This window comes from Rhizobium sp. TRM96647 (genome assembly GCF_025780115.1).
Classification (GTDB): domain Bacteria; phylum Pseudomonadota; class Alphaproteobacteria; order Rhizobiales; family Rhizobiaceae; genus Mycoplana.
In genome coordinates this window covers 251,494-277,181 of the sequence record NZ_JAOXHF010000008.1, presented here as the reverse complement: position 1 = coordinate 277,181, position 25,688 = coordinate 251,494, and the positions used below count along the sequence as shown (strand labels likewise).

At 62.6% G+C, this 25,688-nt stretch carries 22 protein-coding genes and 3 tRNA genes; 23 read left to right on the top strand and 2 right to left on the bottom strand.

Features of this window, described 5'->3' with window-relative positions:
* The first annotated feature begins 24 nt into the window (after positions 1 to 24).
* Together OCK02_RS17070 and OCK02_RS17065 are read left to right on the top strand one after the other, a co-directional pair.
* Positions 25 to 109 (top strand) — tRNA-Tyr (locus OCK02_RS17070).
* 24 nt (positions 110 to 133) lie between these two features.
* Positions 134 to 207 (top strand) — tRNA-Gly (locus OCK02_RS17065).
* Between the two features lie 113 nt (positions 208 to 320).
* Here the strand turns inward: OCK02_RS17065 and OCK02_RS17060 are convergent.
* Complete coding sequence (locus OCK02_RS17060; protein ID WP_263814056.1) at positions 321 to 1,214, bottom strand: hypothetical protein; 894 nt, start codon at positions 1,212 to 1,214, stop codon at positions 321 to 323.
* A gap of 369 nt (positions 1,215 to 1,583) precedes the next feature.
* On the opposite strand from OCK02_RS17060, the gene tuf (OCK02_RS17055) reads away from it, so the two are divergent.
* The 11 genes from tuf (OCK02_RS17055) to OCK02_RS17005 all read left to right on the top strand — a co-directional run bounded on the left by tuf (OCK02_RS17055) (position 1,584) and on the right by OCK02_RS17005 (position 16,900).
* A complete protein-coding gene (gene tuf, locus OCK02_RS17055) occupies positions 1,584 to 2,759 on the top strand; it encodes an elongation factor Tu (RefSeq protein WP_230803975.1) in 1,176 nt (391 codons plus the stop codon).
* Positions 2,760 to 3,141: 382 nt separating this feature from the next.
* Positions 3,142 to 3,217, top strand: a tRNA-Trp gene (locus tag OCK02_RS17050).
* A 187-nt stretch (positions 3,218 to 3,404) separates the two neighbouring features.
* Positions 3,405 to 3,605 (top strand): preprotein translocase subunit SecE, encoded by a 201-nt coding sequence (gene secE, locus OCK02_RS17045; protein ID WP_112600304.1) that lies wholly within the window; start codon positions 3,405 to 3,407, stop codon positions 3,603 to 3,605.
* Between the two features lie 16 nt (positions 3,606 to 3,621).
* Entirely contained in the window at positions 3,622 to 4,152 is a 531-nt protein-coding gene (nusG, locus tag OCK02_RS17040; protein WP_183806002.1) for a transcription termination/antitermination protein NusG, read from the top strand.
* 218 nt (positions 4,153 to 4,370) lie between these two features.
* On the top strand, positions 4,371 to 4,799 hold the full coding sequence (gene rplK / locus OCK02_RS17035) for a 50S ribosomal protein L11 (RefSeq protein ID WP_230803978.1): 429 nt from the start codon (positions 4,371 to 4,373) through the stop codon (positions 4,797 to 4,799).
* Between the two features lie 4 nt (positions 4,800 to 4,803).
* A complete protein-coding gene (rplA, locus tag OCK02_RS17030) occupies positions 4,804 to 5,490 on the top strand; it encodes a 50S ribosomal protein L1 (protein ID WP_230803980.1) in 687 nt (228 codons plus the stop codon).
* Between the two features lie 353 nt (positions 5,491 to 5,843).
* On the top strand, positions 5,844 to 6,362 hold the full coding sequence (gene rplJ / locus OCK02_RS17025; protein ID WP_230803983.1) for a 50S ribosomal protein L10: 519 nt from the start codon (positions 5,844 to 5,846) through the stop codon (positions 6,360 to 6,362).
* A gap of 60 nt (positions 6,363 to 6,422) precedes the next feature.
* On the top strand, positions 6,423 to 6,800 hold the full coding sequence (rplL, locus tag OCK02_RS17020) for a 50S ribosomal protein L7/L12 (RefSeq protein ID WP_230803986.1): 378 nt from the start codon (positions 6,423 to 6,425) through the stop codon (positions 6,798 to 6,800).
* A gap of 253 nt (positions 6,801 to 7,053) precedes the next feature.
* Positions 7,054 to 11,193, top strand: a complete 4,140-nt coding sequence (rpoB, locus tag OCK02_RS17015) for a DNA-directed RNA polymerase subunit beta (protein ID WP_230803988.1) — start codon at positions 7,054 to 7,056, stop codon at positions 11,191 to 11,193.
* 182 nt (positions 11,194 to 11,375) lie between these two features.
* Entirely contained in the window at positions 11,376 to 15,590 is a 4,215-nt protein-coding gene (gene rpoC, locus OCK02_RS17010; protein WP_230803989.1) for a DNA-directed RNA polymerase subunit beta', read from the top strand.
* A 248-nt stretch (positions 15,591 to 15,838) separates the two neighbouring features.
* Positions 15,839 to 16,900: a cytochrome-c peroxidase gene (locus OCK02_RS17005; protein WP_263814055.1), complete on the top strand. Its 1,062-nt coding sequence runs from the start codon at positions 15,839 to 15,841 to the stop codon at positions 16,898 to 16,900.
* A gap of 76 nt (positions 16,901 to 16,976) precedes the next feature.
* Here the strand turns inward: OCK02_RS17005 and OCK02_RS17000 are convergent, their stop codons facing one another.
* Positions 16,977 to 17,273: a transcriptional regulator gene (locus OCK02_RS17000; protein ID WP_230803991.1), complete on the bottom strand. Its 297-nt coding sequence runs from the start codon at positions 17,271 to 17,273 to the stop codon at positions 16,977 to 16,979.
* A 563-nt stretch (positions 17,274 to 17,836) separates the two neighbouring features.
* On the opposite strand from OCK02_RS17000, the gene rpsL reads away from it, so the two are divergent.
* The 10 genes from rpsL (at position 17,837) to rpsS (ending at position 25,688) form a co-directional block, all read left to right on the top strand.
* The gene (rpsL, locus tag OCK02_RS16995) at positions 17,837 to 18,208 is read left to right on the top strand and encodes a 30S ribosomal protein S12 (protein ID WP_003507760.1); all 372 of its coding nucleotides are present in this window, start codon (positions 17,837 to 17,839) and stop codon (positions 18,206 to 18,208) included.
* 53 nt (positions 18,209 to 18,261) lie between these two features.
* On the top strand, positions 18,262 to 18,732 hold the full coding sequence (gene rpsG, locus OCK02_RS16990; RefSeq protein ID WP_230803992.1) for a 30S ribosomal protein S7: 471 nt from the start codon (positions 18,262 to 18,264) through the stop codon (positions 18,730 to 18,732).
* 20 nt (positions 18,733 to 18,752) lie between these two features.
* Entirely contained in the window at positions 18,753 to 20,852 is a 2,100-nt protein-coding gene (gene fusA / locus OCK02_RS16985) for an elongation factor G (RefSeq protein ID WP_263814054.1), read from the top strand.
* 68 nt (positions 20,853 to 20,920) lie between these two features.
* Complete coding sequence (gene tuf, locus OCK02_RS16980; protein WP_230803975.1) at positions 20,921 to 22,096, top strand: elongation factor Tu; 1,176 nt, start codon at positions 20,921 to 20,923, stop codon at positions 22,094 to 22,096.
* Positions 22,097 to 22,439: 343 nt separating this feature from the next.
* On the top strand, positions 22,440 to 22,748 hold the full coding sequence (rpsJ, locus tag OCK02_RS16975) for a 30S ribosomal protein S10 (RefSeq protein ID WP_003547547.1): 309 nt from the start codon (positions 22,440 to 22,442) through the stop codon (positions 22,746 to 22,748).
* Positions 22,749 to 22,918: 170 nt separating this feature from the next.
* Positions 22,919 to 23,602 carry a 50S ribosomal protein L3 gene (gene rplC / locus OCK02_RS16970; protein WP_230803995.1) on the top strand — a complete coding sequence of 228 codons (684 nt, stop codon included), beginning with the start codon at positions 22,919 to 22,921 and terminating at the stop codon, positions 23,600 to 23,602.
* Positions 23,603 to 23,614: 12 nt separating this feature from the next.
* Complete coding sequence (gene rplD, locus OCK02_RS16965; protein ID WP_230803997.1) at positions 23,615 to 24,235, top strand: 50S ribosomal protein L4; 621 nt, start codon at positions 23,615 to 23,617, stop codon at positions 24,233 to 24,235.
* On the top strand, positions 24,232 to 24,525 hold the full coding sequence (locus tag OCK02_RS16960; protein ID WP_112599133.1) for a 50S ribosomal protein L23: 294 nt from the start codon (positions 24,232 to 24,234) through the stop codon (positions 24,523 to 24,525). Before rplD ends, OCK02_RS16960 begins: the two co-directional genes overlap by 4 nt.
* Positions 24,526 to 24,556: 31 nt before the next feature.
* Positions 24,557 to 25,393 carry a 50S ribosomal protein L2 gene (gene rplB / locus OCK02_RS16955; protein ID WP_263814053.1) on the top strand — a complete coding sequence of 279 codons (837 nt, stop codon included), beginning with the start codon at positions 24,557 to 24,559 and terminating at the stop codon, positions 25,391 to 25,393.
* Between the two features lie 16 nt (positions 25,394 to 25,409).
* Complete coding sequence (rpsS, locus tag OCK02_RS16950; protein ID WP_075627127.1) at positions 25,410 to 25,688, top strand: 30S ribosomal protein S19; 279 nt, start codon at positions 25,410 to 25,412, stop codon at positions 25,686 to 25,688.

Sequence of the window (25,688 nt, the reverse complement as noted above, 5' to 3'; positions counted from 1 at the left end):
GTCGCTTGATCCCGACAGAAAAATGGAGGGATGCCCGAGTGGTTAAAGGGGACGGACTGTAAATCCGTTGGCTCAGCCTACGTTGGTTCAAATCCAACTCCCTCCACCATTCTGTTGGTACGGATCGAACGCCGCGGGTATAGCTCAATGGTAGAGCAGCAGCCTTCCAAGCTGAATACGCGGGTTCGATTCCCGCTACCCGCTCCAGTCTTTTCAATCGCATAGCTATACCGCGTATCACGATCTCGTCAGCACGCTGCACGTCTTTCCAGATGCGCCCCCTGGTGAGACGCATCCGCCTTGGCGTCGTCGCGTTCTTCTCAGGCCGAGCCCCTTTCGCGCAGGGCAGCGGCCAGCGCTTTCGCCGCCGGCAGTTGCCGCGTCTGCATTTCCGCCTGGAGCCAGCCGAAATGCACCATGCGGATCTCCACCGGGACCTTCTTGAGACCCAGCCCGATGGCGGCGGCCAGGCGGTGCTTGCCCGAGGTGTGGCGGACGAGCCCCCCGTCCTTGTCGATCGCCACACCGATGTCGCGCTCCACAAAGTCCAGCCAGAACGAGCGCGCCCGACGCGGCTGCTGGCCGCTGCTCGCCGCGCGCTGGAAGCGGTTACGCGGCAGGATGCCGGTGCGATCGATGTTGTCGATCAGGTCGGCATAGTAGCGGAAATAGGCGTCGAGCTTGCCCACGGTGTCGATCGGCCGGCCATTGCGCCGTGGCGGCTGGCCCTCGGCGATCTGGCGCAGGTAGGTCCGGTAGCGTTTGCCGTCGCGGAAATTGTCCCGTGTCCGGCAGATCTCGACGATCTCGCGATGCGCCGGCGAACGCTGCAGCGGCGACAGCCGCTCCTGCCAGTCCCCGGCGTCGAGGAAGCTCTCGCCGATCCAGTGCCATCCGTCGGCATCGACATATTTCTCGTCGAGCCGGTGGGTCAGGATCCGCGGATCGATCTGCAGAAACAGGCTGCCGCCGAAATGTGCTGCCGCCTGCCGCGGCGATACCGCCCGCCCGCCGCGCTGCGCCAGTTGCGCGACGGCCCGGTCGAAACGTTGCGGAAAGGCGAACCAGGCGGCGACCAAAGGCAGGAAGAGATGGTCGAGCGCCTGCGCCATGAGCCCGGGACGGAGGTGGCGGGTCGAAGGCGCGGCCGAACGAACCGTTCCTGTCGCCTGACGCTCGTCCCCGCCGGACCCGGCCGGTGAAGACGGAATCACGCGAGATCTCGTATCTGCAGAATCCATGGGCGGAAGTCTCCCATGGGAGCCCGCTGGCCGCAACCGGCGATTTAGCCCTGAAGCGAGCCGGTGCGGTCCGGAACGGCAGGGCCGGGTGGCCGCGGACCCGTTTCTGAGAGCCAGGATGAACAAGCGGCGGCAAATGAGCGCGTTTTATGCGGAAATGCGGCGCAAAGCGGTGCTCGGCGAGCGGGCTGGATGAACGCCTGGAGGCACCCGGCTGCGGCGGTCGGCGGCCGCCGGTTGCCGATGGATTTAGCGCTTGCGCATTCCTTGCGAAAGCCTTAAACGGCTGCCAAACCGGGAAGGGCCGGTTAAGCCCAAAGTTCGTTCACAGGAAGAATAGACATGGCAAAAGGTAAGTTTGAGCGCAACAAGCCTCACGTAAACATCGGCACGATCGGCCACGTTGACCATGGCAAGACGTCGCTGACGGCGGCGATCACGAAGTACTTCGGCGAGTTCAAGGCGTACGACCAGATCGACGCGGCTCCGGAAGAAAAGGCGCGCGGCATCACCATTTCGACGGCGCACGTCGAATACGAGACGCCGAACCGTCACTATGCGCACGTCGACTGCCCCGGCCACGCCGACTACGTCAAGAACATGATCACCGGCGCTGCCCAGATGGACGGCGCGATCCTCGTCTGCTCGGCCGCCGACGGTCCGATGCCGCAGACCCGCGAGCACATCCTGCTGGCCCGTCAGGTCGGCGTTCCCGCGATCGTGGTGTTCCTGAACAAGGTTGACCAGGTCGACGACGCCGAGCTGCTCGAACTCGTCGAGCTGGAAGTTCGCGAACTGCTGTCGTCCTACGACTTCCCGGGCGACGACATTCCGATCGTCAAGGGTTCGGCTCTGGCCGCTCTGGAAGATTCGGACAAGAAGATCGGCGAAGACGCGATCCGCGAGCTGATGGCAGCGGTTGACGCCTACATCCCGACGCCTGAGCGTCCGATCGACCAGCCGTTCCTGATGCCGATCGAAGACGTGTTCTCGATCTCGGGCCGCGGTACCGTTGTCACGGGTCGCGTCGAGCGCGGCATCGTCAAGGTCGGCGAGGAAATCGAGATCGTCGGCATCCGTCCGACGACGAAGACGACCTGCACGGGCGTCGAGATGTTCCGCAAGCTGCTCGACCAGGGCCAGGCCGGCGACAACATCGGCGCGCTGCTGCGCGGCGTCGACCGCAACGGCGTCGAGCGTGGCCAGATCCTGTGCAAGCCGGGTTCGGTCAAGCCGCACAAGAAGTTCAAGGCCGAAGCCTACATCCTGACGAAGGAAGAAGGCGGCCGTCACACGCCGTTCTTCACCAACTACCGTCCGCAGTTCTACTTCCGCACCACCGACGTGACGGGCATCGTCACGCTTCCGGAAGGCACGGAAATGGTGATGCCGGGCGACAACGTCACGGTTGATGTCGAGCTGATCGTTCCGATCGCGATGGAAGAAAAGCTGCGCTTCGCGATCCGCGAAGGCGGCCGCACCGTCGGCGCCGGCATCGTCGCCTCGATCGTCGAGTAATCTCGGCGGGGCGACGAGGGCGAAAGCTGCCGACGGCGGAAAAGTGGGGCAAATGGCGCGCAAGCGCGATTTGTCCGCGGCGCCGGCATCGTCGCCTCGATCGTCGTGTAATCGACGGGGCGAATCGTCGCCTGAAAGATGAGAATGGGGAGGCCTCGTGGGTGACCGCGGGGCCTTCTTCTCTTTTGTTCTTGGCCCCTGGAAGCGGTGAGGGTTGTAGAGTGGGTGGGCCGAGGCTTGATTTGTCGCGGGCCCGCGTGCGGGCTTTCCACGCAGAAATTTCGCTTTTCTCTGAAAGGCGCTTGTCATCGCCGGGCAAGTTGAATAATAAGCCGCTGTCCCGACGCGATTGCCGCATTTGCAGGCGCCGCAGCGGAGATAAAGGGGTATAGCTCAGTTGGTAGAGCGGCGGTCTCCAAAACCGCAGGTCGGGGGTTCGAGCCCCTCTGCCCCTGCCATTCGCCAGCCTGCGCAGGCTCTTGCGGCGGCGGCCGGGTGGCAATGGATCGGTTTCCGGTCCAATTTCATGAAAAGCGCGTTTGCCTCTTGTGAAAAGAAGAATCGCGCTTTATGTAGGGTCAAACAGACACGCGGTGCGTGGGGCTGATCATTCGGCTTTACGCGCCGTAATGGCGTGAGCATTCAATGGCATCCAAGACGAACCCGATAGCGTTTCTGCAGCAAGTCCGCTCTGAAGCGTCCAAAGTGACTTGGCCGTCGCGGCGCGAGACGACGATCTCGACCGTCATGGTTTTCGTCATGGTATTCCTCGCTGCGATTTTCTTCTTTGCGGCGGATCAGCTCATGGGATGGCTGATCGGCCTGATCCTGAACGTCGGCGCGTAATCGGGTGGAGATCAGCATGGCTTCGCGTTGGTATATCGTTCACGCCTATTCGAATTTCGAGAAGAAGGTTGCCGAATCGATCGAGGAGAAGGCTCGCCAGAAGGGGCTTGAGCATCTGTTCGAGAAGATCCTGGTGCCGACCGAGAAGGTGGTGGAAGTGCGTCGCGGCCGCAAGGTCGATGCCGAGCGCAAGTTCTTCCCCGGCTACGTCCTGGTTCGTGCGAACCTGACGGACGAGGCCTATCACCTGATCAAGAACACCCCGAAGGTCACGGGCTTCCTTGGCTCCGACAACAAGCCGGTGCCGATCCCCGATCACGAGGCCGAGCGCATCCTCGGCCAGGTTCAGGACGGCGTCGATCGGCCGAAGCCCTCGATTTCCTTCGAGATCGGCGAGCAGGTCCGGGTTTCGGACGGTCCGTTCGCCTCGTTCAACGGAACGGTTCAGGACGTCGACGAAGAGCGTTCGCGCCTCAAGGTGGAAGTGTCGATCTTCGGTCGCGCCACCCCGGTCGAACTGGAATACGCTCAGGTCGAGAAAATCTGATCATCGGCGCCGCAGGACATCGTTCCGCGGCGCCCGTCGAATTCCGGCGCCTGACGGTGCCGGCCGCGGGGTGACCCGCAAATCGCGTGGAAGGGCAGGCGTCTACCAAAGCCGGGCGCCGACGACCGTACCACGCAACCGCAGCCGCCAGGGTTCTTTCGGGGACGCTGGCAAGGATGACCGGGAAATCGGTCTCACCAAAGTAGAGGCAGAGAGAAATGGCTAAGAAAGTTGCAGGCCAGCTCAAGCTGCAGGTTCCGGCAGGATCGGCGAACCCGTCCCCGCCGATCGGACCTGCGCTCGGTCAGCGTGGCATTAACATTATGGAATTCTGCAAGGCGTTCAATGCCGCCACGCAGGAAATGGAAAAGGGTATGCCGATCCCGGTCGTCATCACCTACTACCAGGACAAGTCCTTCACCTTCATCATGAAGCAGCCGCCGGTCAGCTACTTCCTCAAGAAGGAAGCTGGCCTGAAGTCGGGTTCCAAGACCCCCGGCAAGGCCAAGGCAGGCTCGATCACCGAGGCGCAGGTCCGCAAGATCGCGGAAGCCAAGATGAAGGACCTGAATGCCGCCGACGTTGAAGGCGCAATGGCGATGGTTGCGGGCTCGGCCCGTTCCATGGGCCTGGAAGTGGTAGGTTAAGACGATGGCTGGCAAGCGTACCAAGAAGATCAACGAAGGCGTTGATCCCACCAAGCTCTATGCTCTCGACCTCGCCATCGGCATGGTCAAGGAGCGGGCTGTCGCCAAGTTCGACGAGACGGTCGAAGTCGCCATGAACCTCGGCGTCGACCCGCGCCACGCAGACCAGATGGTCCGCGGCGTGGTCAACCTGCCGAACGGCACGGGCCGTGACGTTCGCGTCGCCGTCTTCGCCCGCGGCGCCAAGGCCGACGAAGCCAAGGCTGCCGGCGCAGACGTCGTCGGCGCCGAAGACCTGGTCGAGATCGTCCAGGGCGGCAAGATCGATTTCGATCGCTGCATTGCCACCCCGGACATGATGCCGCTCGTCGGTCGTCTTGGTAAGGTCCTCGGCCCGCGCGGCATGATGCCGAACCCGAAGGTCGGAACCGTCACCATGGACGTCGCCGGTGCCGTCAAGGCTTCCAAGGGCGGCGCCGTCGAGTTCCGCGTCGAGAAGGCTGGTATCGTTCATGCCGGCATCGGCAAGGCTTCCTTCGACGCCAAGGCGCTCGAAGAGAACATCAAGGCCTTCGCCGACGCCGTCATCAAGGCGAAGCCGACCGGCGCCAAGGGCAACTACGTCAAGCGCGTGGCGATCTCTTCGACGATGGGCCCGGGCGTCAAGATCGACCCGGCGACCGTCGCCTAATTTGGGCGCCTGATTTTTCGGTCCGGCTTCGCGCCGGGCCCGACCAAGAATTCCCGGTCATGTCTGGCCGGGAATTTCCGGGGCAACCCGGAACTCCTGTCCGAGATTGCAGGTGGTTATCCCTTAATCACTTTGCCTGCATGAGACGGGTAAGACCTGGATTTCACCCCGCAGCGATGCGCGGAAGAATTCGGTTCGAACCTACCTTGCCTTGTGCCCCGGCCGAAAGGCCGAGCGCGAGGGGACAGGATCCTCGAGCGTCGCTCGGGATCTTCGAATGACGATCCCTGGCGGCAAAGGCAAACCCGATGGGGACTGCGGACGTCCGTAGCCCCGTCAACTGGAGATAGGCAGTGGAAAGAGCGGAAAAACGCGAATTCGTCACGGAGCTGAACGAAGTCTTCAAGGCTTCCGGTTCGGTTGTCGTGGCCCGCTATGCCGGTATCACCGTTGCGCAGATGAACGATCTTCGTACGAAGATGCGTGCTGCCGGCGGAACCGTCAAAGTCGCGAAGAACCGCCTGGCCAAGATCGCCCTTCAGGGTACGGAGTCGGAAGGGATGACAGATCTCTTCCAGGGTCAGACGCTCATTGCATACGCAAATGATCCGATGATCGCTCCGAAGGTTGCCATGGACTTCGCCAAGACCAACGACAAGCTCGTTGTTCTCGGTGGTGCCATGGGTGCGACCACGCTCGACGCCGAAGCAGTCAAGTCGCTTGCGACCCTGCCTTCGCTGGACGAGCTGCGCGCAAAGCTGCTGGGCCTGCTGAATGCCCCGGCTACCCGCGTCGCAACGGTCGTCGCAGCACCGGCAAGCCAGCTTGCTCGCGTGTTCGCAGCCTACGCCAAGAAGGACGAAGCCGCTTGAGGCGGTTTTTCGCTGTAAATCAAACAACCCGGTTCGAACCGAACAAAAGGAACTATCAAAATGGCTGATCTCGCAAAGATCGTTGAAGACCTCTCCTCGCTGACCGTCCTGGAAGCCGCTGAGCTTTCCAAGCTTCTCGAAGAGAAGTGGGGCGTTTCGGCTGCAGCTCCGGTAGCTGTTGCTGCTGCTGGCGGTGGCGCTGTTGCTGCTGCTGCTGAAGAAGAAAAGACCGAGTTCGACGTCATCCTCGCTGATGCCGGCGCGAACAAGATCAACGTCATCAAGGAAGTCCGCGCCATCACCGGCCTCGGCCTCAAGGAAGCCAAGGACCTCGTCGAAGGCGCTCCGAAGGCTGTCAAGGAAGGCGTTTCCAAGGCTGAAGCCGCTGACCTCAAGAAGAAGCTTGAGGACGCCGGCGCCAAGGTCGACGTCAAGTAATATCGGAATGTGCCGGGGGAGGGTTCTCCCTCTCCCGGTCATTTCTTCTGAACTGATTACCCAAGAGCCGTCGAAACGGCTCTTGGGTAATGGGTTCTCAAGAGGATGGTCCCGAACCGAACCGCTTTCAGGCAATCCGGCCGGCGGGCTCGGGAGACGGGACGAGATTGAGACTACCCATGTTCGACGGGATCGACTGGCCAGCGAACCCCGTCCGTTGCAGGCCCGGATGCACTAGTTTGAAGGAGCGACGATGGCTCAGACCCTTTCGTTTAACGGTCGCAGGCGCGTACGCAAGTTTTTTGGTAAAATTCCCGAAGTCGCAGAGATGCCGAACCTCATCGAGGTTCAGAAGGCGTCCTACGACCAGTTTTTGATGGTCGACGAGCCCCAGGGCGGCCGCCCGGATGAGGGGCTGCAGGCCGTTTTCAAGTCGGTTTTCCCGATCACCGATTTCTCCGGCGCCTCCATGCTGGAGTTCGTTTCCTATGAGTTCGAGCAGCCGAAGTTCGACGTCGAGGAGTGCCGCCAGCGCGACCTGACCTATGCGGCGCCGCTCAAGGTGACGCTGCGCCTGATCGTGTTCGATATCGACGAGGATACCGGCGCGAAGTCGATCAAGGACATCAAGGAACAGAACGTCTACATGGGCGACATGCCGCTCATGACCGACAACGGCACCTTCATCGTCAACGGCACCGAGCGCGTCATCGTCTCCCAGATGCACCGTTCGCCGGGCGTCTTCTTCGACCATGACAAGGGCAAGAGCCATTCCTCCGGCAAGCTGCTGTTCGCTGCCCGCGTCATCCCCTATCGCGGCTCCTGGCTCGACATCGAGTTCGACGCCAAGGACATCGTGCATGCCCGCATCGACCGCCGCCGCAAGATTCCGGTGACGTCGCTGCTGATGGCGCTCGGCATGGACGGCGAGGAAATCCTCGACACCTTCTACACGAAGTCGCTCTACCAGCGCGACGGCGAAGGCTGGCGCGTGCCGTTCCATCCCGATGCGCTGAAGGGCCAGAAGGCCGTCTCCGACATGATCGACGCCGACAGCGGCGAGGTCGTGGTCGAGGCCGGCAAGAAGCTGACCCCGCGTGTCCTCAAGCAGCTGACCGAAAAGGGCCTGAAGGCGCTCAAGGCGACCGACGACGACCTCTACGGCAACTACCTGGCGGAAGACGTCGTCAACGTCTCGACCGGCGAGATCTACCTCGAAGCCGGCGACGAGATCGACGAGAAGACCCTGCCGGTCATCCTGTCGGCTGGCTTCGACGAGATCCCGGTTCTCGACATCGACCACATCAATGTCGGCGCCTACATCCGCAACACGCTTTCCGCCGACAAGAACGAGAACCGTCAGGACGCGCTGTTCGACATCTACCGCGTCATGCGTCCGGGCGAGCCGCCGACGATGGAATCGGGCGAGGCGATGTTCCAGTCGCTGTTCTTCGACGCCGAGCGCTACGACCTCTCCGCCGTCGGCCGCGTCAAGATGAACATGCGTCTTGACCTCGACTGCCCGGACACCGTGCGCGTGCTGCGCAAGGAGGACATCCTGGCGGTCGTCAAGATGCTGGTCGAACTGCGTGACGGCAAGGGCGAGATCGACGATATCGACAACCTCGGCAACCGCCGCGTCCGTTCGGTCGGCGAGCTGATGGAAAACCAGTATCGCCTCGGCCTGCTGCGCATGGAGCGCGCCATCAAGGAGCGCATGTCGTCGATCGAGATCGACACCGTCATGCCGCAGGACCTGATCAACGCCAAGCCGGCCGCTGCTGCCGTGCGTGAATTCTTCGGCTCCTCGCAGCTGTCGCAGTTCATGGACCAGGTGAACCCGCTTTCGGAAATCACCCACAAGCGCCGTCTTTCGGCTCTTGGCCCGGGTGGTCTGACCCGCGAGCGTGCAGGCTTCGAAGTCCGCGACGTTCACCCTACCCACTATGGCCGTATCTGCCCGATCGAGACGCCGGAAGGCCCGAACATCGGTCTGATCAACTCGCTCGCCACCTTCGCCCGCGTCAACAAGTACGGCTTCATCGAAAGCCCGTACCGCAAGATCGTGGACGGCAAGGTGACGACCGACGTCGTCTACCTGTCGGCGATGGAAGAGGCCAAGTACCACGTCGCCCAGGCGAACTCGGTGCTGAACGCCGAAGGCGAATTCGAGGAAGAATTCGTCGTTTGCCGTCACTCCGGCGAAGTCATGCTCGCCCCGCGCGATCAGATCGACCTGATGGACGTTTCGCCGAAGCAGCTCGTCTCGGTCGCGGCCGCACTCATCCCGTTCCTCGAGAACGACGATGCGAACCGCGCGCTGATGGGTTCGAACATGCAGCGTCAGGCCGTTCCGCTCCTGCGGGCGGAAGCGCCGTTCGTCGGCACCGGCATGGAGCCGGTGGTTGCGCGTGATAGCGGTGCTGCGATCGCGGCCCGCCGCGGCGGCGTCGTCGACCAGGTCGACGCGACCCGTATCGTTATCCGCGCCACCGAAGATCTCGATCCGGGCAAGTCCGGGGTCGATATCTACCGGCTGCAGAAGTTCCAGCGTTCGAACCAGAACACCTGCGTCAACCAGCGTCCGCTGGTCACCGTCGGCGACGTTCTGAACAAGGGCGACATCATCGCCGACGGTCCGTCCACGGACCTGGGTGATCTGGCGCTCGGCCGCAACGCGCTCGTCGCGTTCATGCCCTGGAACGGCTACAACTACGAGGACTCGATCCTGCTCTCCGAGCGGATCGTGCGCGACGACGTGTTCACCTCCATCCACATCGAGGAATTCGAAGTGATGGCGCGTGACACCAAGCTCGGTCCGGAAGAAATCACGCGCGACATTCCGAACGTCTCGGAAGAAGCGCTGAAGAACCTGGACGAAGCCGGCATCGTCTACATCGGTGCGGAAGTCCAGCCGGGCGACATCCTCGTTGGCAAGATCACGCCGAAGGGCGAAAGCCCGATGACGCCGGAAGAAAAGCTTCTGCGCGCCATCTTCGGCGAGAAGGCCTCCGACGTCCGCGACACCTCCATGCGCATGCCGCCGGGCACCTTCGGTACCGTCGTCGAAGTTCGCGTCTTCAACCGCCACGGCGTTGAGAAGGACGAGCGCGCGATGGCGATCGAGCGCGAGGAGATCGAGCGTCTGGCCAAGGACCGCGACGACGAGCAGGCGATCCTGGACCGCAACGTCTACGGCCGCCTGATCGACATGCTGCGTGGCCACGTGGCCGTCGCCGGCCCCAAGGGCTTCAAGAAGGGCACCGAGCTTTCCAACGCCGTCATCTCGGAATATCCCCGCTCGCAGTGGTGGATGTTCGCCGTCGAGGACGAGAAGGCGCAGGGCGAGATCGAGGCGCTTCGCGGCCAGTACGACGAATCCAAGTCGCGCCTTGAGCAGCGCTTCATGGACAAGGTCGAGAAGGTCCAGCGCGGTGACGAGATGCCTCCGGGCGTCATGAAGATGGTCAAGGTCTTTGTCGCCGTGAAGCGCAAGATCCAGCCGGGCGACAAGATGGCCGGCCGTCACGGCAACAAGGGCGTCGTCTCGCGCATCGTTCCTGTCGAGGACATGCCGTTCCTCGAGGACGGCACGCATGTCGACATCGTGCTGAACCCGCTGGGCGTGCCTTCGCGTATGAACGTCGGCCAGATCCTGGAGACGCACCTCGGCTGGGCCTGCGCCGGCATGGGCAGGCAGATCGGCGAGATGCTGGACGCCTACAAGGCAGGCGCCGACATCCAACCGCTGCGCGACACGATCGACAGCGTCATCGGTTCCGGCCCGAAGGGCGAGCCGATCAAGCAGTACGATGACGATTCCATCGTGCGGCTGGCCGAACAGACCCGCCGCGGCGTGTCGATCGCGACCCCCGTCTTCGACGGCGCCGTCGAGAAGGACGTCAACGAGATGCTCGAACAGGCCGGCCTCAAGGTCACCGGCCAGTCGACGCTCTTCGACGGCCGTACCGGCGACCAGTTCGACCGCCAGGTGACCGTCGGCTACATCTACATGCTGAAGCTGAACCACCTCGTGGACGACAAGATCCACGCCCGTTCGATCGGTCCGTACTCGCTCGTCACCCAGCAGCCGCTGGGCGGCAAGGCGCAGTTCGGCGGTCAGCGCTTCGGGGAAATGGAGGTCTGGGCGCTCGAAGCCTACGGCGCCGCCTACACCCTGCAGGAGATGCTGACGGTGAAGTCGGACGACGTGGCCGGCCGTACCAAGGTGTACGAGGCGATCGTCCGCGGCGACGACACCTTCGAGGCGGGCATTCCGGAGAGCTTCAACGTTCTCGTCAAGGAAATGCGTTCGCTGGGCCTGTCGGTCGAGCTGGAGAATTCGAAGGTCGACGCGACCGCCGAAGCACAGCTTCCCGACGCAGCCGAATAAGGTCTGAAAGGTGCGCGCCCGTCCGGCGCGCACCGTTGCCTCTCCGCTTTAGAATGGCGGGGAGGTGCTTCGTCGCCTCGTAGCGGGGCGGCATTCCGTTTCAAGCGGCCATTGCGGCGCCCGGGTATTACCGCCGCATTCGCCCGCTAAGCTGAGGGCTTAGGCCCACAAAGGAGACAGGCATGAACCAAGAGGTCATGAATCTTTTCAATCCGCAGGTGCCTGCACAGACCTTCGATTCCATCCGGATCTCGATTGCGTCGCCGGAGAAGATTCTTTCCTGGTCTTATGGCGAGATCAAGAAGCCGGAGACGATCAACTACCGTACGTTCAAGCCGGAACGCGACGGTCTCTTCTGCGCGCGCATCTTCGGGCCGATCAAGGACTACGAGTGCCTGTGCGGCAAGTACAAGCGCATGAAGTACAAGGGCATCATCTGCGAAAAGTGCGGTGTGGAAGTCACCCTGTCGCGCGTTCGCCGCGAGCGCATGGGCCATATCGAGCTCGCAGCCCCCGTTGCCCACATCTGGTTCCTGAAGTCGCTGCCCTCGCGCATCTCGACCCTGCTCGACATGACGCTGAAGGATGTCGAGCGCGTTCTCTATTTCGAGAACTACATCGTCACCGAGCCGGGCCTGACGGCGCTGAAGGAAAACCAGCTCCTCTCCGAAGAGGAGTACATGATCGCGGTCGATGAATATGGCGAAGACCAGTTCACCGCCATGATCGGCGCCGAGGCGATCTACGAGATGCTCGCCTCGATGAACCTCGAGAAGATCGCTGGCGACCTGCGTTCCGAGCTTGCCGACACCACGTCGGATCTCAAGCAGAAGAAGCTGATGAAGCGCCTGAAGATCGTCGAGAACTTCATGGAATCCGGCAACCGTCCGGAGTGGATGATCATGAAGGTCGTCCCGGTCATCCCGCCGGACCTGCGCCCGCTGGTTCCGCTCGATGGCGGCCGTTTCGCGACGTCCGACCTGAACGATCTGTACCGCCGCGTCATCAACCGTAACAACCGTCTGAAGCGCCTGATCGAACTGCGCGCTCCGGGCATCATCATCCGCAACGAAAAGCGCATGCTGCAGGAATCTGTGGACGCGCTGTTCGACAACGGCCGTCGTGGCCGCGTCATCACCGGCGCCAACAAGCGTCCGCTGAAGTCGCTGTCCGACATGCTCAAGGGCAAGCAGGGCCGCTTCCGCCAGAACCTGCTCGGCAAGCGCGTCGACTATTCCGGCCGTTCGGTCATCGTGACCGGTCCGGAACTGAAGCTGCACCAGTGCGGCCTGCCGAAGAAGATGGCGCTCGAGCTGTTCAAGCCGTTCATCTACGCCCGTCTTGACGCCAAGGGCTTCTCGTCCACCGTCAAGCAGGCCAAGAAGCTGGTCGAGAAGGAAAAGCCTGAGGTCTGGGATATCCTCGACGAGGTCATCCGCGAGCATCCGGTTCTCCTGAACCGCGCACCGACGCTGCACCGCCTGGGCATCCAGGCCTTCGAACCGATCCTGGTCGAAGGCAAGGCGATCCAGTTGCACCCGCTCGTCTGCACGGCCTTCAACGCCGACTTCGACGGTGACCAGATGGCCGTTCACGTGCCGCTGTCGCTGGAAGCCCAGCTCGAAGCCCGCGTGCTGATGATGTCGACCAACAACATCCTGCACCCGGCCAACGGCGCGCCGATCATCGTTCCCTCGCAGGACATGGTTCTCGGCCTGTACTACCTGTCGATCATGAACCAGAACGAGCCGGGCGAAGGCATGGCCTTCTCCGATCTCGGCGAACTGCAGCACGCGCTCGAGACCAAGGCGGTGACCCTGCACGCCAAGATCAAGGGTCGCTTCAAGACCGTCGATGCCGACGGCAAGCCGGTTTCCAAGATCTACGAGACGACCCCCGGTCGCCTCCTGATCGGCGAACTGCTGCCGAAGAACGTCAACGTTCCCTTCGAGACCTGCAACCAGGAAATGACCAAGAAGAACATCTCCAAGATGATCGACACGGTCTACCGTCACTGCGGCCAGAAGGACACGGTGATCTTCTGCGACCGGATCATGCAGCTCGGCTTTGCGCACGCCTGCCGCGCCGGCATCTCGTTCGGCAAGGACGACATGGTGATCCCGGACACCAAGGCGAAGATCGTCGGCGATACCGAAGCGCTGGTGAAGGAATACGAGCAGCAGTACAACGACGGCCTGATCACCCAGGGCGAGAAGTACAACAAGGTCGTTGACGCTTGGGGCAAGGCCACCGAGAAGGTCGCCGAAGAGATGATGGCCCGCATCAAGGCCGTCGAGTTCGACGAGGCGACCGGTCGCCAGAAGCCGATGAACTCGATCTACATGATGTCGCACTCGGGCGCCCGCGGTTCTCCGAACCAGATGCGCCAGCTGGGCGGCATGCGCGGCCTGATGGCCAAGCCCTCGGGCGAGATCATCGAGACGCCGATCATCTCGAACTTCAAGGAAGGCCTGACCGTGAACGAGTACTTCAACTCGACCCACGGCGCCCGCAAGGGTCTGGCAGATACCGCCCTGAAGACCGCGAACTCGGGCTACCTGACCCGTCGTCTCGTCGACGTCGCGCAGGACTGCATCGTCAATCTCGTCGATTGCGGAACCTCGAACGGTCTCACGATGACGGCGATCGTCGATGCCGGCCAGGTCGTGGCCTCGCTCGGCGCGCGCATCCTCGGCCGTACGGCGCTCGACAACGTCGATCACCCGGTCACGGGCGAGCGGCTGGTCGATGCCGGCAAGATGATCCTCGAGCCGGATGTGATCGAGATCGAGAAGGCCGGTATCCAGTCGATCCGCATTCGTTCGGCACTGACCTGCGAAGTCCAGACGGGCGTCTGCTCGGTCTGCTACGGCCGCGACCTGGCGCGTGGTACGCCGGTCAACATGGGCGAGGCTGTCGGCGTCATCGCCGCGCAGTCGATCGGCGAGCCGGGCACCCAGCTCACCATGCGTACGTTCCACCTCGGTGGCACGGCGAACGTGGTCGACCAGTCGTTCCTGGAAGCGTCCTACGAAGGCACGATCCAGATCAAGAATCGCAACATGCTGCGCAACTCTGATGGCAACCTGATTGCCATGGGCCGCAACATGGCGGTGCAGATCCTGGACGAACGCGGCGTCGAGCGCTCCTCGCAGCGCGTTGCCTACGGTTCGAAGATCTTCGTCGACGACGGCGACAAGGTGAAGCGCGGCCAGCGTCTGGCCGAGTGGGACCCCTACACCCGCCCGATGATGACGGAAATCGATGGCGTCGTCGAATTCGAGGACATCGTCAACGGCATCTCCGTGAAGGAAGAGACCGACGAAGTCACCGGCATCACCAAGCGCCAGATCGTCGACTGGCGTTCGACCCCGCGCGGCTCCGACCTGAAGCCGGCGATCGTCATCAAGGACAAGAACGGCGCCGTCGCCAAGCTGTCCCGCGGTGGCGAAGCCCGCTTCATGCTCTCGGTCGACGCGATCCTCTCCGTCGAGCCGGGCCAGAAGGTCTCCCAGGGTGACGTTCTTGCCCGCTCGCCGCTGGAAAGCGCCAAGACCAAGGACATCACCGGCGGTCTGCCGCGCGTTGCCGAACTGTTCGAGGCTCGTCGTCCGAAAGACCACGCCATCATCGCGGAGATCGATGGCACGGTCCGCTTCGGCCGCGACTACAAGAACAAGCGCCGCATCACGATCGAGCCGGCGGAAGATGGTGTCGAGCCGGTCGAGTACCTGATCCCGAAGGGCAAGCCCTTCCATCTTCAGGACGGCGACTACATCGAGAAGGGCGACTACATCCTCGACGGCAACCCGGCGCCGCACGACATCCTGGCGATCAAGGGCGTGGAGGCACTCGCTTCCTACCTCGTCAACGAGATCCAGGAGGTCTACCGGTTGCAGGGCGTGGTGATCAACGACAAGCACATCGAGGTGATCGTTCGCCAGATGCTGCAGAAGGTTGAGATCACCGATGCGGGTGACTCGACCTACATCGTCGGCGACAATGTCGACCGGATCGAACTGGAAGACGTCAACGACCGCCTGATCGAGGAAGGCAAGAAGCCGGCCTTTGGCGAGCCGGTCCTGCTCGGCATCACCAAGGCGTCGCTGCAGACGCCGTCCTTCATCTCCGCCGCCTCGTTCCAGGAGACGACGAAGGTGCTGACGGAAGCTGCGATCGCCGGCAAGACCGACGGCCTGCAGGGCCTGAAGGAAAACGTCATCGTGGGCCGCCTCATCCCGGCAGGTACGGGCGGAACGATGACGCAGATCCGCCGCATTGCGACGGCCCGCGACGAGATGATCCTCGACGAGCGCCGCAAGTCGACGGGTGCCGGCGTTGCCACGCCTATGCTCGCGGACCTGGCCGAAGGCGAGACCGTGCCGGCCGGCGAATAAGCCTGCTGCTGCCGGGGCGATCTGTCGCACCGGCCTACCTGACCAATGCGAAACGCCCGGAGCAATCCGGGCGTTTCTTGCGTTTTGCCAGAGCGTGCGTTGACCCTGCTCAACGGCACGGAACCTTTTAACGGTTCTAATTCCTCCGTAGTTCGAGGCAGCCCGCAGCAGAGCGGGCCGGGCCTTGGAATTTGAAGCTGCGAGCGGCCCGGCTCCCACGGGTGCGCGACAGCGAAAGGAGGCAATTGATGAAAAAGCTGTTGTTGAGTTGTTCCGTTGCGCTGTGCGTCCTGTCGGCCAATGCGGCCGTCGCGTCCGACCCTGCACCCGCCGATCTGCGCCAGACGGCGCTGGAGATCTTCCGCCCGCTCCCCTCGACCGTCCCGGCGGTGAGGGACAACCGCATCACGCCGGAAAAGATCGCGCTCGGCAAGGCGCTGTTCTTCGATCCGCGCATGTCGGCGTCGGGCGTGTTCTCCTGCAATTCATGCCACAATCTCGGCACCGGCGGTGACGACAACCTCGAGACCTCGATCGGCCACGGCTGGCAGAAGGGGCCGCGCAATGCGCCGACGGTGCTGAACTCGGTGTTCAACGTTGCCCAGTTCTGGGACGGCCGCGCCGAGGACCTGAAGGCGCAGGCCAAGGGGCCGGTGCAGGCCGGCGTCGAAATGGCGAACACGCCGCTGCAGGTGGTCGCGACGCTGAACTCGATGCCGCAATATGTCGCGTGGTTCAAGGCTGCGTTCCCGGGCGAGAGCGACCCCGTCACCTTCGACAACTTCGCCAAGGCGATCGAGGCCTTCGAGGCGACGCTGATCACGCCCGCACCCTTCGACGCCTATCTGAACGGCGACGACGAGGCGATGAGCGCCGAGGCGAAGCAGGGGCTGCAGCTCTTCATCGACAAGGGATGTGCCTCCTGCCACGGCGGCATCAATGTCGGCGGGGAGGGGTACTATCCCTTCGGCCTCGTCGAACGTCCCGGCGCCGACGTCCTGCCGGAAGGCGACAGGGGGCGCTTCGCCGTGACCAACACGGTGGACGACACCTATGTCTTCCGCGCAGCTCCCCTGCGCAACGTCGAGCACACTGCGCCCTATTTCCATTCCGGCAAGGTGTGGGATCTGAAGGAGGCGGTAACGCTGATGGGGGAAACGCAGCTCGGCGAGGAACTGGCGAGCGAGGATGCCGACCTGATCGTCGCCTTCTTGCATGCGCTGACGGGAACCGTGCCGGACGTCGTCTATCCGATCCTGCCGGCGGAGACGCGGTCGACCCCGAAGCCGACCGCCGAAATCCGCGACTGAGGCGGCCTGCCGTCGCCGAAATGGAACCGCCCGAACCGTCGGGCGGCTCTTATGCGCCGAGAGCCGCCGGTCCCGGTCAGGCGAAGCGGATGATCGCGACCTCGCCTTCGAGCGCGCCCTGATAGGCGGAGGCGTGCGGCTCGTCGATCGGCGCATCGGTCAGCGTGCCGATCTGGTCGAGATCCGCCTCCAGAAAGCCTTCCTCCGCCAGCGCGTTCAGGGCCTCGCGCACGGCGCTGTCGTCGTCGGGCGCCCGCAGCATGACGTGGATGTCGATGCCTTCGTCGTCGCCGTCGCGCTCATAGGCCTTGCCGATGATGATGAAGACCATGGCGTCTTCATTGTTGTTGTCGTTGTCGGGAGAGATGGACATGGCGCTTCCTTCAGGTTCGCGATCTGGCAACGTCCTTACGCCGATCGGGCCGAAATGGAAAGCGCGGGCGAGGGGAGGCGAGGCGGCTGCGGGCGAGGCGCGTGGGCGGCAACGACGGCATTGATTCTTCCTTTGCGATTCCTTAAGAATCGTCGGGCAGAAGCATTTCGGAGTGCCGGCCGTTCCGGCTCCGGTTTTGTTTGCACGCCAGCGCGCGAACGCCTCGAAATTCAGGGCGTTCATGAAGGGCGAAGCAAGAATATTTCGCCAGTCCCCTTGACGTGCAGGGCGTAAGCCAGTAGAGCCACGCCCATCGGAGCCTATGTGAGGCTGGCTGGTTCAGTACGACTCGTTCTGAAGTTCGCCTCAAACAAGGCTTCAACGCACGTTGAAGACATGAATGCTGCACGCATGACGCGGCCTGGCTGCGTCCTCTGCCTTCGAGGGCCATTCGCAAAAGGCGGATCGGTCCTGTTTTGCGCATGAAAAGAAGCGTGTGGCAGCCGCCGGCAACGGCAAAATCCGCCCGCAAGGGTAACGAGACAAGATCAAGGGATGGTTGAATGCCTACCGTAAACCAGCTGATCCGTAAGCCGCGTCAGGCACAGGTAAAGCGCAATAAGGTTCCTGCTCTCCAGGAGAACCCGCAGAAGCGCGGCGTATGCACCCGCGTGTACACGACCACGCCGAAGAAGCCGAACTCGGCTCTGCGTAAGGTCGCCAAGATCCGCCTGACCAACGGCTTCGAAGTCATTGGTTACATCCCGGGTGAAGGTCACAACCTTCAGGAGCACTCCGTGGTCATGATCCGCGGCGGCCGCGTGAAGGACCTTCCGGGTGTGCGCTACCACATCATCCGCGGCGTTCTCGATACCCAGGGTGTCAAGAACCGCAAGCAGCGCCGCTCCAAGTACGGCGCGAAGCGTCCGAAGTAACCAGTCACCGGCGCCATTTCGCTGGAACCCAATTTAGTTGAGAGACGAAACGTATGTCCCGACGTCATAAAGCAGAGAAGCGCGAGATCAACCCGGACCCGAAGTTCGGCGATCTCGTGGTCACGAAGTTCATGAACGCCATCATGCTCGACGGCAAGAAGTCCGTCGCCGAAACCATCGTTTACGGCGCATTCGACAGCGTTCAGGGCAAGTCCAAGCAGGACCCGCTCGGCGTGTTCCATTCGGCCCTCGACAACGTTGCGCCGCACGTTGAAGTTCGTTCGCGCCGCGTCGGTGGTGCAACCTACCAGGTCCCGGTCGACGTTCGTCCGGAGCGCCGTCAGGCTCTCGCTATCCGTTGGCTCATCGCAGCGGCACGCAAGCGGAACGAAACCACCATGGTCGAGCGCCTCTCGGGCGAACTCATGGATGCCGCAAACAACCGTGGCAGTGCCGTCAAGAAGCGCGAAGACACGCACAAGATGGCTGACGCCAACCGTGCGTTCTCGCACTACCGCTGGTAATCTCGAAAAGGCAGTCCATTATGGCACGCGAATACAAGATCGAAGACTACCGTAACTTCGGTATCATGGCGCACATCGACGCCGGCAAGACGACGACGACCGAGCGTATCCTCTACTACACCGGCAAGTCCCACAAGATCGGCGAAGTCCACGACGGCGCCGCCACGATGGACTGGATGGAGCAGGAGCAGGAACGCGGCATCACCATCACGTCCGCTGCCACCACGACCTTCTGGAAGGGCCGTGACGGCAAGATGCGCCGCTTCAACATCATCGACACCCCCGGCCACGTCGACTTCACCATCGAAGTTGAGCGTTCGCTGCGCGTTCTCGACGGCGCCATCGCGCTGCTCGACGCCAACGCCGGCGTCGAGCCGCAGACGGAAACCGTCTGGCGCCAGGCGGAGAAGTACAACGTTCCGCGGATGATCTTCTGCAACAAGATGGACAAGACCGGCGCGGACTTCTACCGCTCGGTGTCCATGATCAAGTCGCGCCTCGGTGCGACCGCAGTCGTCATGCAGCTGCCGATCGGCGCTGAGAGCGAGTTCAAGGGCGTCATCGACCTGGTCGAGATGAATGCACTCGTCTGGCGCGACGAATCGCTCGGCGCCCAGTGGGACGTCGTCGAGATTCCGGAAGACATGAAGGCCCAGGCCGAGGAATATCGCGAGAAGCTGATCGAGACTGTCGTCGAGATCGACGAGGCCGCGATGGAAGCCTACCTCGAAGGCAACTACCCGGACAACGACAAGATCCGCGAACTCGTTCGCCGCGGCACGATCGACGTGAAGTTCCACCCGATGTTCTGCGGTACCGCGTTCAAGAACAAGGGCGTACAGCCGCTGCTCGACGCCGTCGTCGACTACCTGCCGTCGCCGGTCGACATCCCGGCCATCAAGGGCATCGACGTCAAGACCGAATCCGAGATCGAGCGTCATGCGTCTGACGAAGAGCCGCTTTCGATGCTGGCCTTCAAGATCATGAACGACCCCTTCGTCGGTTCGCTCACCTTTGCCCGTATCTATTCCGGCAAGCTCGAGAAGGGCACGTCGGTCATGAACACGGTCAAGGAAAAGCGCGAGCGCGTCGGCCGCATGCTGCAGATGCACTCCAACTCGCGTGAGGACATCGAGGAAGCCTTCGCAGGCGACATCGTTGCGCTGGCGGGCCTGAAGGAAACGACCACGGGCGACACGCTCTGCGATCCGCTGAAGCCGGTCATCCTCGAGCGCATGGAATTCCCCGAGCCGGTCATCCAGATCGCGATCGAGCCGAAGTCCAAGGGCGACCAGGAAAAGATGGGCCTCGCGCTCAACCGCCTGGCAGCCGAGGATCCGTCCTTCCGCGTCAAGACCGACGAGGAATCCGGCCAGACCATCATCGCCGGCATGGGCGAGCTTCACCTCGACATCCTCGTCGACCGCATGCGTCGCGAGTTCAAGGTCGAGGCCAACGTCGGTGCTCCGCAGGTGGCCTACCGCGAGACGATCACGAGGCTCTGCGAAGAAGACTACACGCACAAGAAGCAGACCGGTGGTACCGGCCAGTTCGCGCGCGTCAAGATCATCTTCGAACCGAACCCGGAAGGCGAAGACTTCAAGTTCGAGTCCAAGATCGTCGGCGGCGCCGTTCCGAAGGAATACATCCCCGGTGTCCAGAAGGGCATCGAGAGCGTTCTGTCCTCCGGTCCGCTCGCTGGCTTCCCGATGCTGGGCGTCAAGGCGACCCTCATCGACGGCGCGTTCCACGACGTCGACTCGTCGGTCCTGGCGTTCGAAATCGCATCGCGTGCCTGCTTCCGTGAAGCGGCCAAGAAGGCTGGTGCCCAGCTTCTCGAGCCGATGATGAAGGTCGAGGTCGTGACGCCGGAAGACTATGTCGGTGACGTGATCGGTGACCTGAACTCCCGCCGTGGCCAGATCCAGGGCCAGGAATCGCGCGGCGTAGCCGTCGTGATCTCGGCGAACGTGCCGCTGGCGAACATGTTCAAGTACGTCGACAACCTGCGCTCCATGTCGCAGGGCCGCGCGCAGTACACGATGACGTTCGATCACTACGCACCGGTTCCGTCGAACGTGGCGCAGGAAATCCAGGCAAAGTATTCCGGTCAGAAGTGACCGGGATACGCCAACCGAAACGAATTGAACCATTCCCCGTCTAGGGGACAGAAAATGGAGAGCCGGAAATGGCAAAAGGTAAGTTTGAGCGCAACAAGCCTCACGTAAACATCGGCACGATCGGCCACGTTGACCATGGCAAGACGTCGCTGACGGCGGCGATCACGAAGTACTTCGGCGAGTTCAAGGCGTACGACCAGATCGACGCGGCTCCGGAAGAAAAGGCGCGCGGCATCACCATTTCGACGGCGCACGTCGAATACGAGACGCCGAACCGTCACTATGCGCACGTCGACTGCCCCGGCCACGCCGACTACGTCAAGAACATGATCACCGGCGCTGCCCAGATGGACGGCGCGATCCTCGTCTGCTCGGCCGCCGACGGTCCGATGCCGCAGACCCGCGAGCACATCCTGCTGGCCCGTCAGGTCGGCGTTCCCGCGATCGTGGTGTTCCTGAACAAGGTTGACCAGGTCGACGACGCCGAGCTGCTCGAACTCGTCGAGCTGGAAGTTCGCGAACTGCTGTCGTCCTACGACTTCCCGGGCGACGACATTCCGATCGTCAAGGGTTCGGCTCTGGCCGCTCTGGAAGATTCGGACAAGAAGATCGGCGAAGACGCGATCCGCGAGCTGATGGCAGCGGTTGACGCCTACATCCCGACGCCTGAGCGTCCGATCGACCAGCCGTTCCTGATGCCGATCGAAGACGTGTTCTCGATCTCGGGCCGCGGTACCGTTGTCACGGGTCGCGTCGAGCGCGGCATCGTCAAGGTCGGCGAGGAAATCGAGATCGTCGGCATCCGTCCGACGACGAAGACGACCTGCACGGGCGTCGAGATGTTCCGCAAGCTGCTCGACCAGGGCCAGGCCGGCGACAACATCGGCGCGCTGCTGCGCGGCGTCGACCGCAACGGCGTCGAGCGTGGCCAGATCCTGTGCAAGCCGGGTTCGGTCAAGCCGCACAAGAAGTTCAAGGCCGAAGCCTACATCCTGACGAAGGAAGAAGGCGGCCGTCACACGCCGTTCTTCACCAACTACCGTCCGCAGTTCTACTTCCGCACCACCGACGTGACGGGCATCGTCACGCTTCCGGAAGGCACGGAAATGGTGATGCCGGGCGACAACGTCACGGTTGATGTCGAGCTGATCGTTCCGATCGCGATGGAAGAAAAGCTGCGCTTCGCGATCCGCGAAGGCGGCCGCACCGTCGGCGCCGGCATCGTCGCCTCGATCGTCGAGTAATCTCGACGCAGTGTCCGTCGGGCAGTCGGCGGGCAACGGCGGAATTCCTGGGCCGCAGTGCTATGCGGCCCGGGCATAGCCGCCACGATAGATTTAGTCGGCCGCACCGCTTGCCGACGAGAGCAAAATAGTGCAAATGGCGCGCACGCGTGATTTGCACCTGCTTCGTCATGGTGCGATCGCCAAAGGACAAGGCCGGCCACGGCCGCTCAAATAGGAAGGGGCAGGGGAAACCTTGTCCCTCCGATCTTTGAAAAACTAGCGGACTGGCCGGACATTTATCGAAGTTCAATGCGTGTTCCCCAAGGGGTTCCCGCGATAAACAAGAACAAGGACAAGTCGTATGAACGGCCAGAACATCCGCATTCGCCTCAAGGCGTTTGATCACCGGATCCTCGATGCCTCCACGCGTGAAATCGTGTCGACGGCCAAGCGTACCGGTGCCAGTGTCCGCGGTCCCGTGCCGCTCCCGACACGTATTGAGAAATTCACGGTCAACCGGTCGCCTCACATCGACAAGAAGAGCCGCGAACAGTTCGAGATGCGCACCCACAAGCGCCTTCTCGACATCGTCGACCCGACCCCTCAGACGGTCGACGCCCTGATGAAGCTCGACCTCGCCGCCGGCGTCGACGTTGAGATCAAGCTCTGATCAGGCTTTGAGCAAGTCCGGCGCAAGCCGAATAACAAGGAAGGTACGTGGCGGTAACGCCAACGGCTTCTAGGAACGGGAAACCCGAAGGTCGGATGGCCTCCGTGGAATCCTTAAACAAAAGGCGTGTAGGGGCCTCGCCCCCACAGGACTTTTAAGAGGAATGAACCATGCGTTCAGGTGTGATTGCACAGAAGGTGGGAATGACTCGCGTCTACAACGACGCAGGAGAGCATGTCCCTGTAACAGTTTTGCGATTGGACGGCTGCCAGGTCGTTGCCCATCGCACGGAAGACAAGAACGGCTACACCGCAGTCCAGCTCGGTGCCGGCCGCTCCAAGGTCAAGAACACGTCGAAGGCGCTCCGCGGCCAGTTTTCCGCAGCCAGCGTCGAGCCGAAGGCCAAGCTCGTCGAGTTTCGCGTTTCCGCCGACAACCTCATCGAGGTCGGTGCGGAGCTCTCCGCCAGCCACTTCATCGCCGGCCAGCTGGTCGACGTGACCGGCACGACGATCGGTAAGGGCTTCGCCGGCGCGATCAAGCGCCACAACTTCGGCGGTCTGCGCGCCACGCACGGCGTCTCCGTCTCGCACCGTTCGCATGGTTCGACCGGCTCCAACCAGGATCCGGGCCGCGTCTGGAAGGGCAAGCGCATGGCTGGTCACATGGGCCAGACGCGCGTCACCACCCAGAACCTCGAAGTCGTCTCGACCGACGAGGACCGTGGTCTGATCCTGGTCAAGGGTGCCGTCCCGGGTTCCAAGGGTGCCTGGATCGTCGTCCGCGACGCCATCAAGTCCGGCATCCCGGCCGACGCTCCGCGTCCGGCCGCTGTCCGCGCCGCAGCTAAGTAAGGGAGCCTGGTTATGGATCTCAAAGTCACGACCCTCGACGGGAAGGACGCCGGCAAGGTTTCCCTCTCCGACGCGATCTTCGGCCTCGAGCCGCGCGAGGACATCATCGCCCGCGTCGTTCGCTGGCAGCTCGCCAAGAAGCAGCAGGGCACGCACAAGACCAAGGGCCGCGCGGAAGTTTCCCGCACCGGCGCCAAGATGTACAAGCAGAAGGGTACGGGCCGCGCCCGTCACCATTCGGCACGCGCTCCGCAGTTCCGCGGCGGCGGCAAGGCCCACGGCCCGGTCGTCCGCAGCCACGAGCACGACCTTCCCAAGAAGGTCCGCGCGCTCGGCCTGCGTCACGCCCTTTCGGCAAAGCTGAAGGCTGAGAACGTCATCATCGTCGATGACCTCGTCGCCAAGGAAGCCAAGACCAAGGCACTGGCCGGCTCGTTCGCCAGCCTCGGCCTGACCAACGCCCTCATCATCGGCGGCGCAGAGCTCGACAGCAACTTCAAGCTCGCAGCCCAGAACATCCCGAACGTGGACGTTCTGCCGATCCAGGGCATCAACGTGTACGACATCCTGCGCCGCGGCAAGCTCGTGCTTTCCAAGGCTGCAGTCGAAGCCCTCGAGGAGCGGTTCAAATGACGGATCTTCGCCACTACGATGTGATCGTATCTCCTTCGATCACCGAAAAGTCGACGCTGGTCTCCGAACAGAACCAGGTCGTATTCAACGTCGCCAAGACCGCTTCCAAGCCTGAGATCAAGGCTGCCGTCGAAGCGCTCTTCGGTGTCAAGGTCACGGCTGTGAACACGCTCGTCCGCAAGGGCAAGGTAAAGCGTTTCCGCGGCTTCTCCGGCCGGCAGGGAGATGTCAAGAAGGCGATCGTCACGCTTGCTGACGGTCAGTCCATCGACGTCTCCACCGGGCTCTGATCGAGCAGTCGGCTAAAGAGGACAAAAGAAAATGGCATTGAAAAGTTTCAATCCGACCACTCCGAGCCAGCGTCAGCTCGTCATTGTCGACCGTTCGGGCCTGTACAAGGGCAAGCCGGTCAAGGCTCTGACCGAAGGTCTCTCCAAGAGCGGTGGCCGTAACAACCACGGTCGCATCACCGCCCGCTTCATCGGCGGCGGTCACAAGCGCACCTACCGCCTGATCGACTTCAAGCGTCGCAAGTTCGACGTCGAAGGCACGGTCGAGCGTCTGGAATACGACCCGAACCGCACGGCGTTCATCGCGCTCGTCAGCTACGCCGATGGCGAACAGGCCTACATCCTCGCTCCGCAGCGCCTCGCTGCCGGCGACAAGGTCATCGCTTCGGACAAGGCCGTCGACGTCAAGCCGGGCAACACGATGCCCCTGCAGTACATCCCGGTCGGCTCGATCGTTCACAACGTCGAGATGAAGCCGGGCAAGGGCGGTCAGATCGCCCGTTCGGCAGGCACCTTCGTACAGCTCGTCGGTCGCGACCAGGGCATGGCGATCCTTCGCCTCAACTCCGGCGAACAGCGCCTCGTGCACGGCTCCTGCCTTGCTTCGATCGGCGCGGTGTCGAACCCGGATCACGGCAACATCAACGACGGCAAGGCCGGTCGTACGCGTTGGCGCGGCAAGACCCCGCATAACCGCGGTGTCGTCATGAACCCGGTCGACCACCCGCACGGCGGTGGTGAAGGCCGCACGTCCGGTGGTCGTCACCCGGTATCCCCGTGGGGCAAGCCGACCAAGGGCAAGCGCACCCGTTCGAACAAGTCGACCGACAAGTTCATCATGCGCTCGCGCCACCTGAAGAAGAAGTAAGAGAGGTTAGTCAGAAATGGCTCGTTCAGTATGGAAAGGCCCGTTTGTTGACGGCTATCTTCTCAAGAAGGCTGAGAAGGTGCGCGAGGGCGGCCGCAATGAAGTGATCAAGATCTGGAGCCGTCGCTCCACGATCCTGCCGCAGTTCGTCGGTCTCACCTTCGGTGTCTACAACGGCAGCAAGCACGTCCCGGTCAGCGTCAACGAAGACATGGTCGGCCACAAGTTCGGTGAATTCTCTCCGACCCGGACCTATTACGGTCACGGTGCGGACAAGAAGGCGAAGAGGAAGTAA

Bases quoted from the DNA above. Each gene is read 5' to 3' on its own strand.
- tuf (WP_230803975.1), top strand. From the start codon at position 1,584: ATGGCAAAAGGTAAGTTTGAGCGCAACAAGCCTCACGTAAACATCGGC.
- secE (WP_112600304.1), top strand. From the start codon at position 3,405: ATGGCATCCAAGACGAACCCGATAGCGTTTCTGCAGCAAGTCCGCTCT.
- nusG (WP_183806002.1), top strand. From the start codon at position 3,622: ATGGCTTCGCGTTGGTATATCGTTCACGCCTATTCGAATTTCGAGAAG.
- rplK (WP_230803978.1), top strand. From the start codon at position 4,371: ATGGCTAAGAAAGTTGCAGGCCAGCTCAAGCTGCAGGTTCCGGCAGGA.
- rplA (WP_230803980.1), top strand. From the start codon at position 4,804: ATGGCTGGCAAGCGTACCAAGAAGATCAACGAAGGCGTTGATCCCACC.
- rplL (WP_230803986.1), top strand. From the start codon at position 6,423: ATGGCTGATCTCGCAAAGATCGTTGAAGACCTCTCCTCGCTGACCGTC.
- rpoB (WP_230803988.1), top strand. From the start codon at position 7,054: ATGGCTCAGACCCTTTCGTTTAACGGTCGCAGGCGCGTACGCAAGTTT.
- rpoC (WP_230803989.1), top strand. From the start codon at position 11,376: ATGAACCAAGAGGTCATGAATCTTTTCAATCCGCAGGTGCCTGCACAG.
- OCK02_RS17005 (WP_263814055.1), top strand. From the start codon at position 15,839: ATGAAAAAGCTGTTGTTGAGTTGTTCCGTTGCGCTGTGCGTCCTGTCG.
- OCK02_RS17000 (WP_230803991.1), bottom strand. From the start codon at position 17,273: ATGTCCATCTCTCCCGACAACGACAACAACAATGAAGACGCCATGGTC.
- rpsL (WP_003507760.1), top strand. From the start codon at position 17,837: ATGCCTACCGTAAACCAGCTGATCCGTAAGCCGCGTCAGGCACAGGTA.
- rpsG (WP_230803992.1), top strand. From the start codon at position 18,262: ATGTCCCGACGTCATAAAGCAGAGAAGCGCGAGATCAACCCGGACCCG.
- fusA (WP_263814054.1), top strand. From the start codon at position 18,753: ATGGCACGCGAATACAAGATCGAAGACTACCGTAACTTCGGTATCATG.
- tuf (WP_230803975.1), top strand. From the start codon at position 20,921: ATGGCAAAAGGTAAGTTTGAGCGCAACAAGCCTCACGTAAACATCGGC.
- rpsJ (WP_003547547.1), top strand. From the start codon at position 22,440: ATGAACGGCCAGAACATCCGCATTCGCCTCAAGGCGTTTGATCACCGG.
- rplC (WP_230803995.1), top strand. From the start codon at position 22,919: ATGCGTTCAGGTGTGATTGCACAGAAGGTGGGAATGACTCGCGTCTAC.
- rplD (WP_230803997.1), top strand. From the start codon at position 23,615: ATGGATCTCAAAGTCACGACCCTCGACGGGAAGGACGCCGGCAAGGTT.
- OCK02_RS16960 (WP_112599133.1), top strand. From the start codon at position 24,232: ATGACGGATCTTCGCCACTACGATGTGATCGTATCTCCTTCGATCACC.
- rplB (WP_263814053.1), top strand. From the start codon at position 24,557: ATGGCATTGAAAAGTTTCAATCCGACCACTCCGAGCCAGCGTCAGCTC.
- rpsS (WP_075627127.1), top strand. From the start codon at position 25,410: ATGGCTCGTTCAGTATGGAAAGGCCCGTTTGTTGACGGCTATCTTCTC.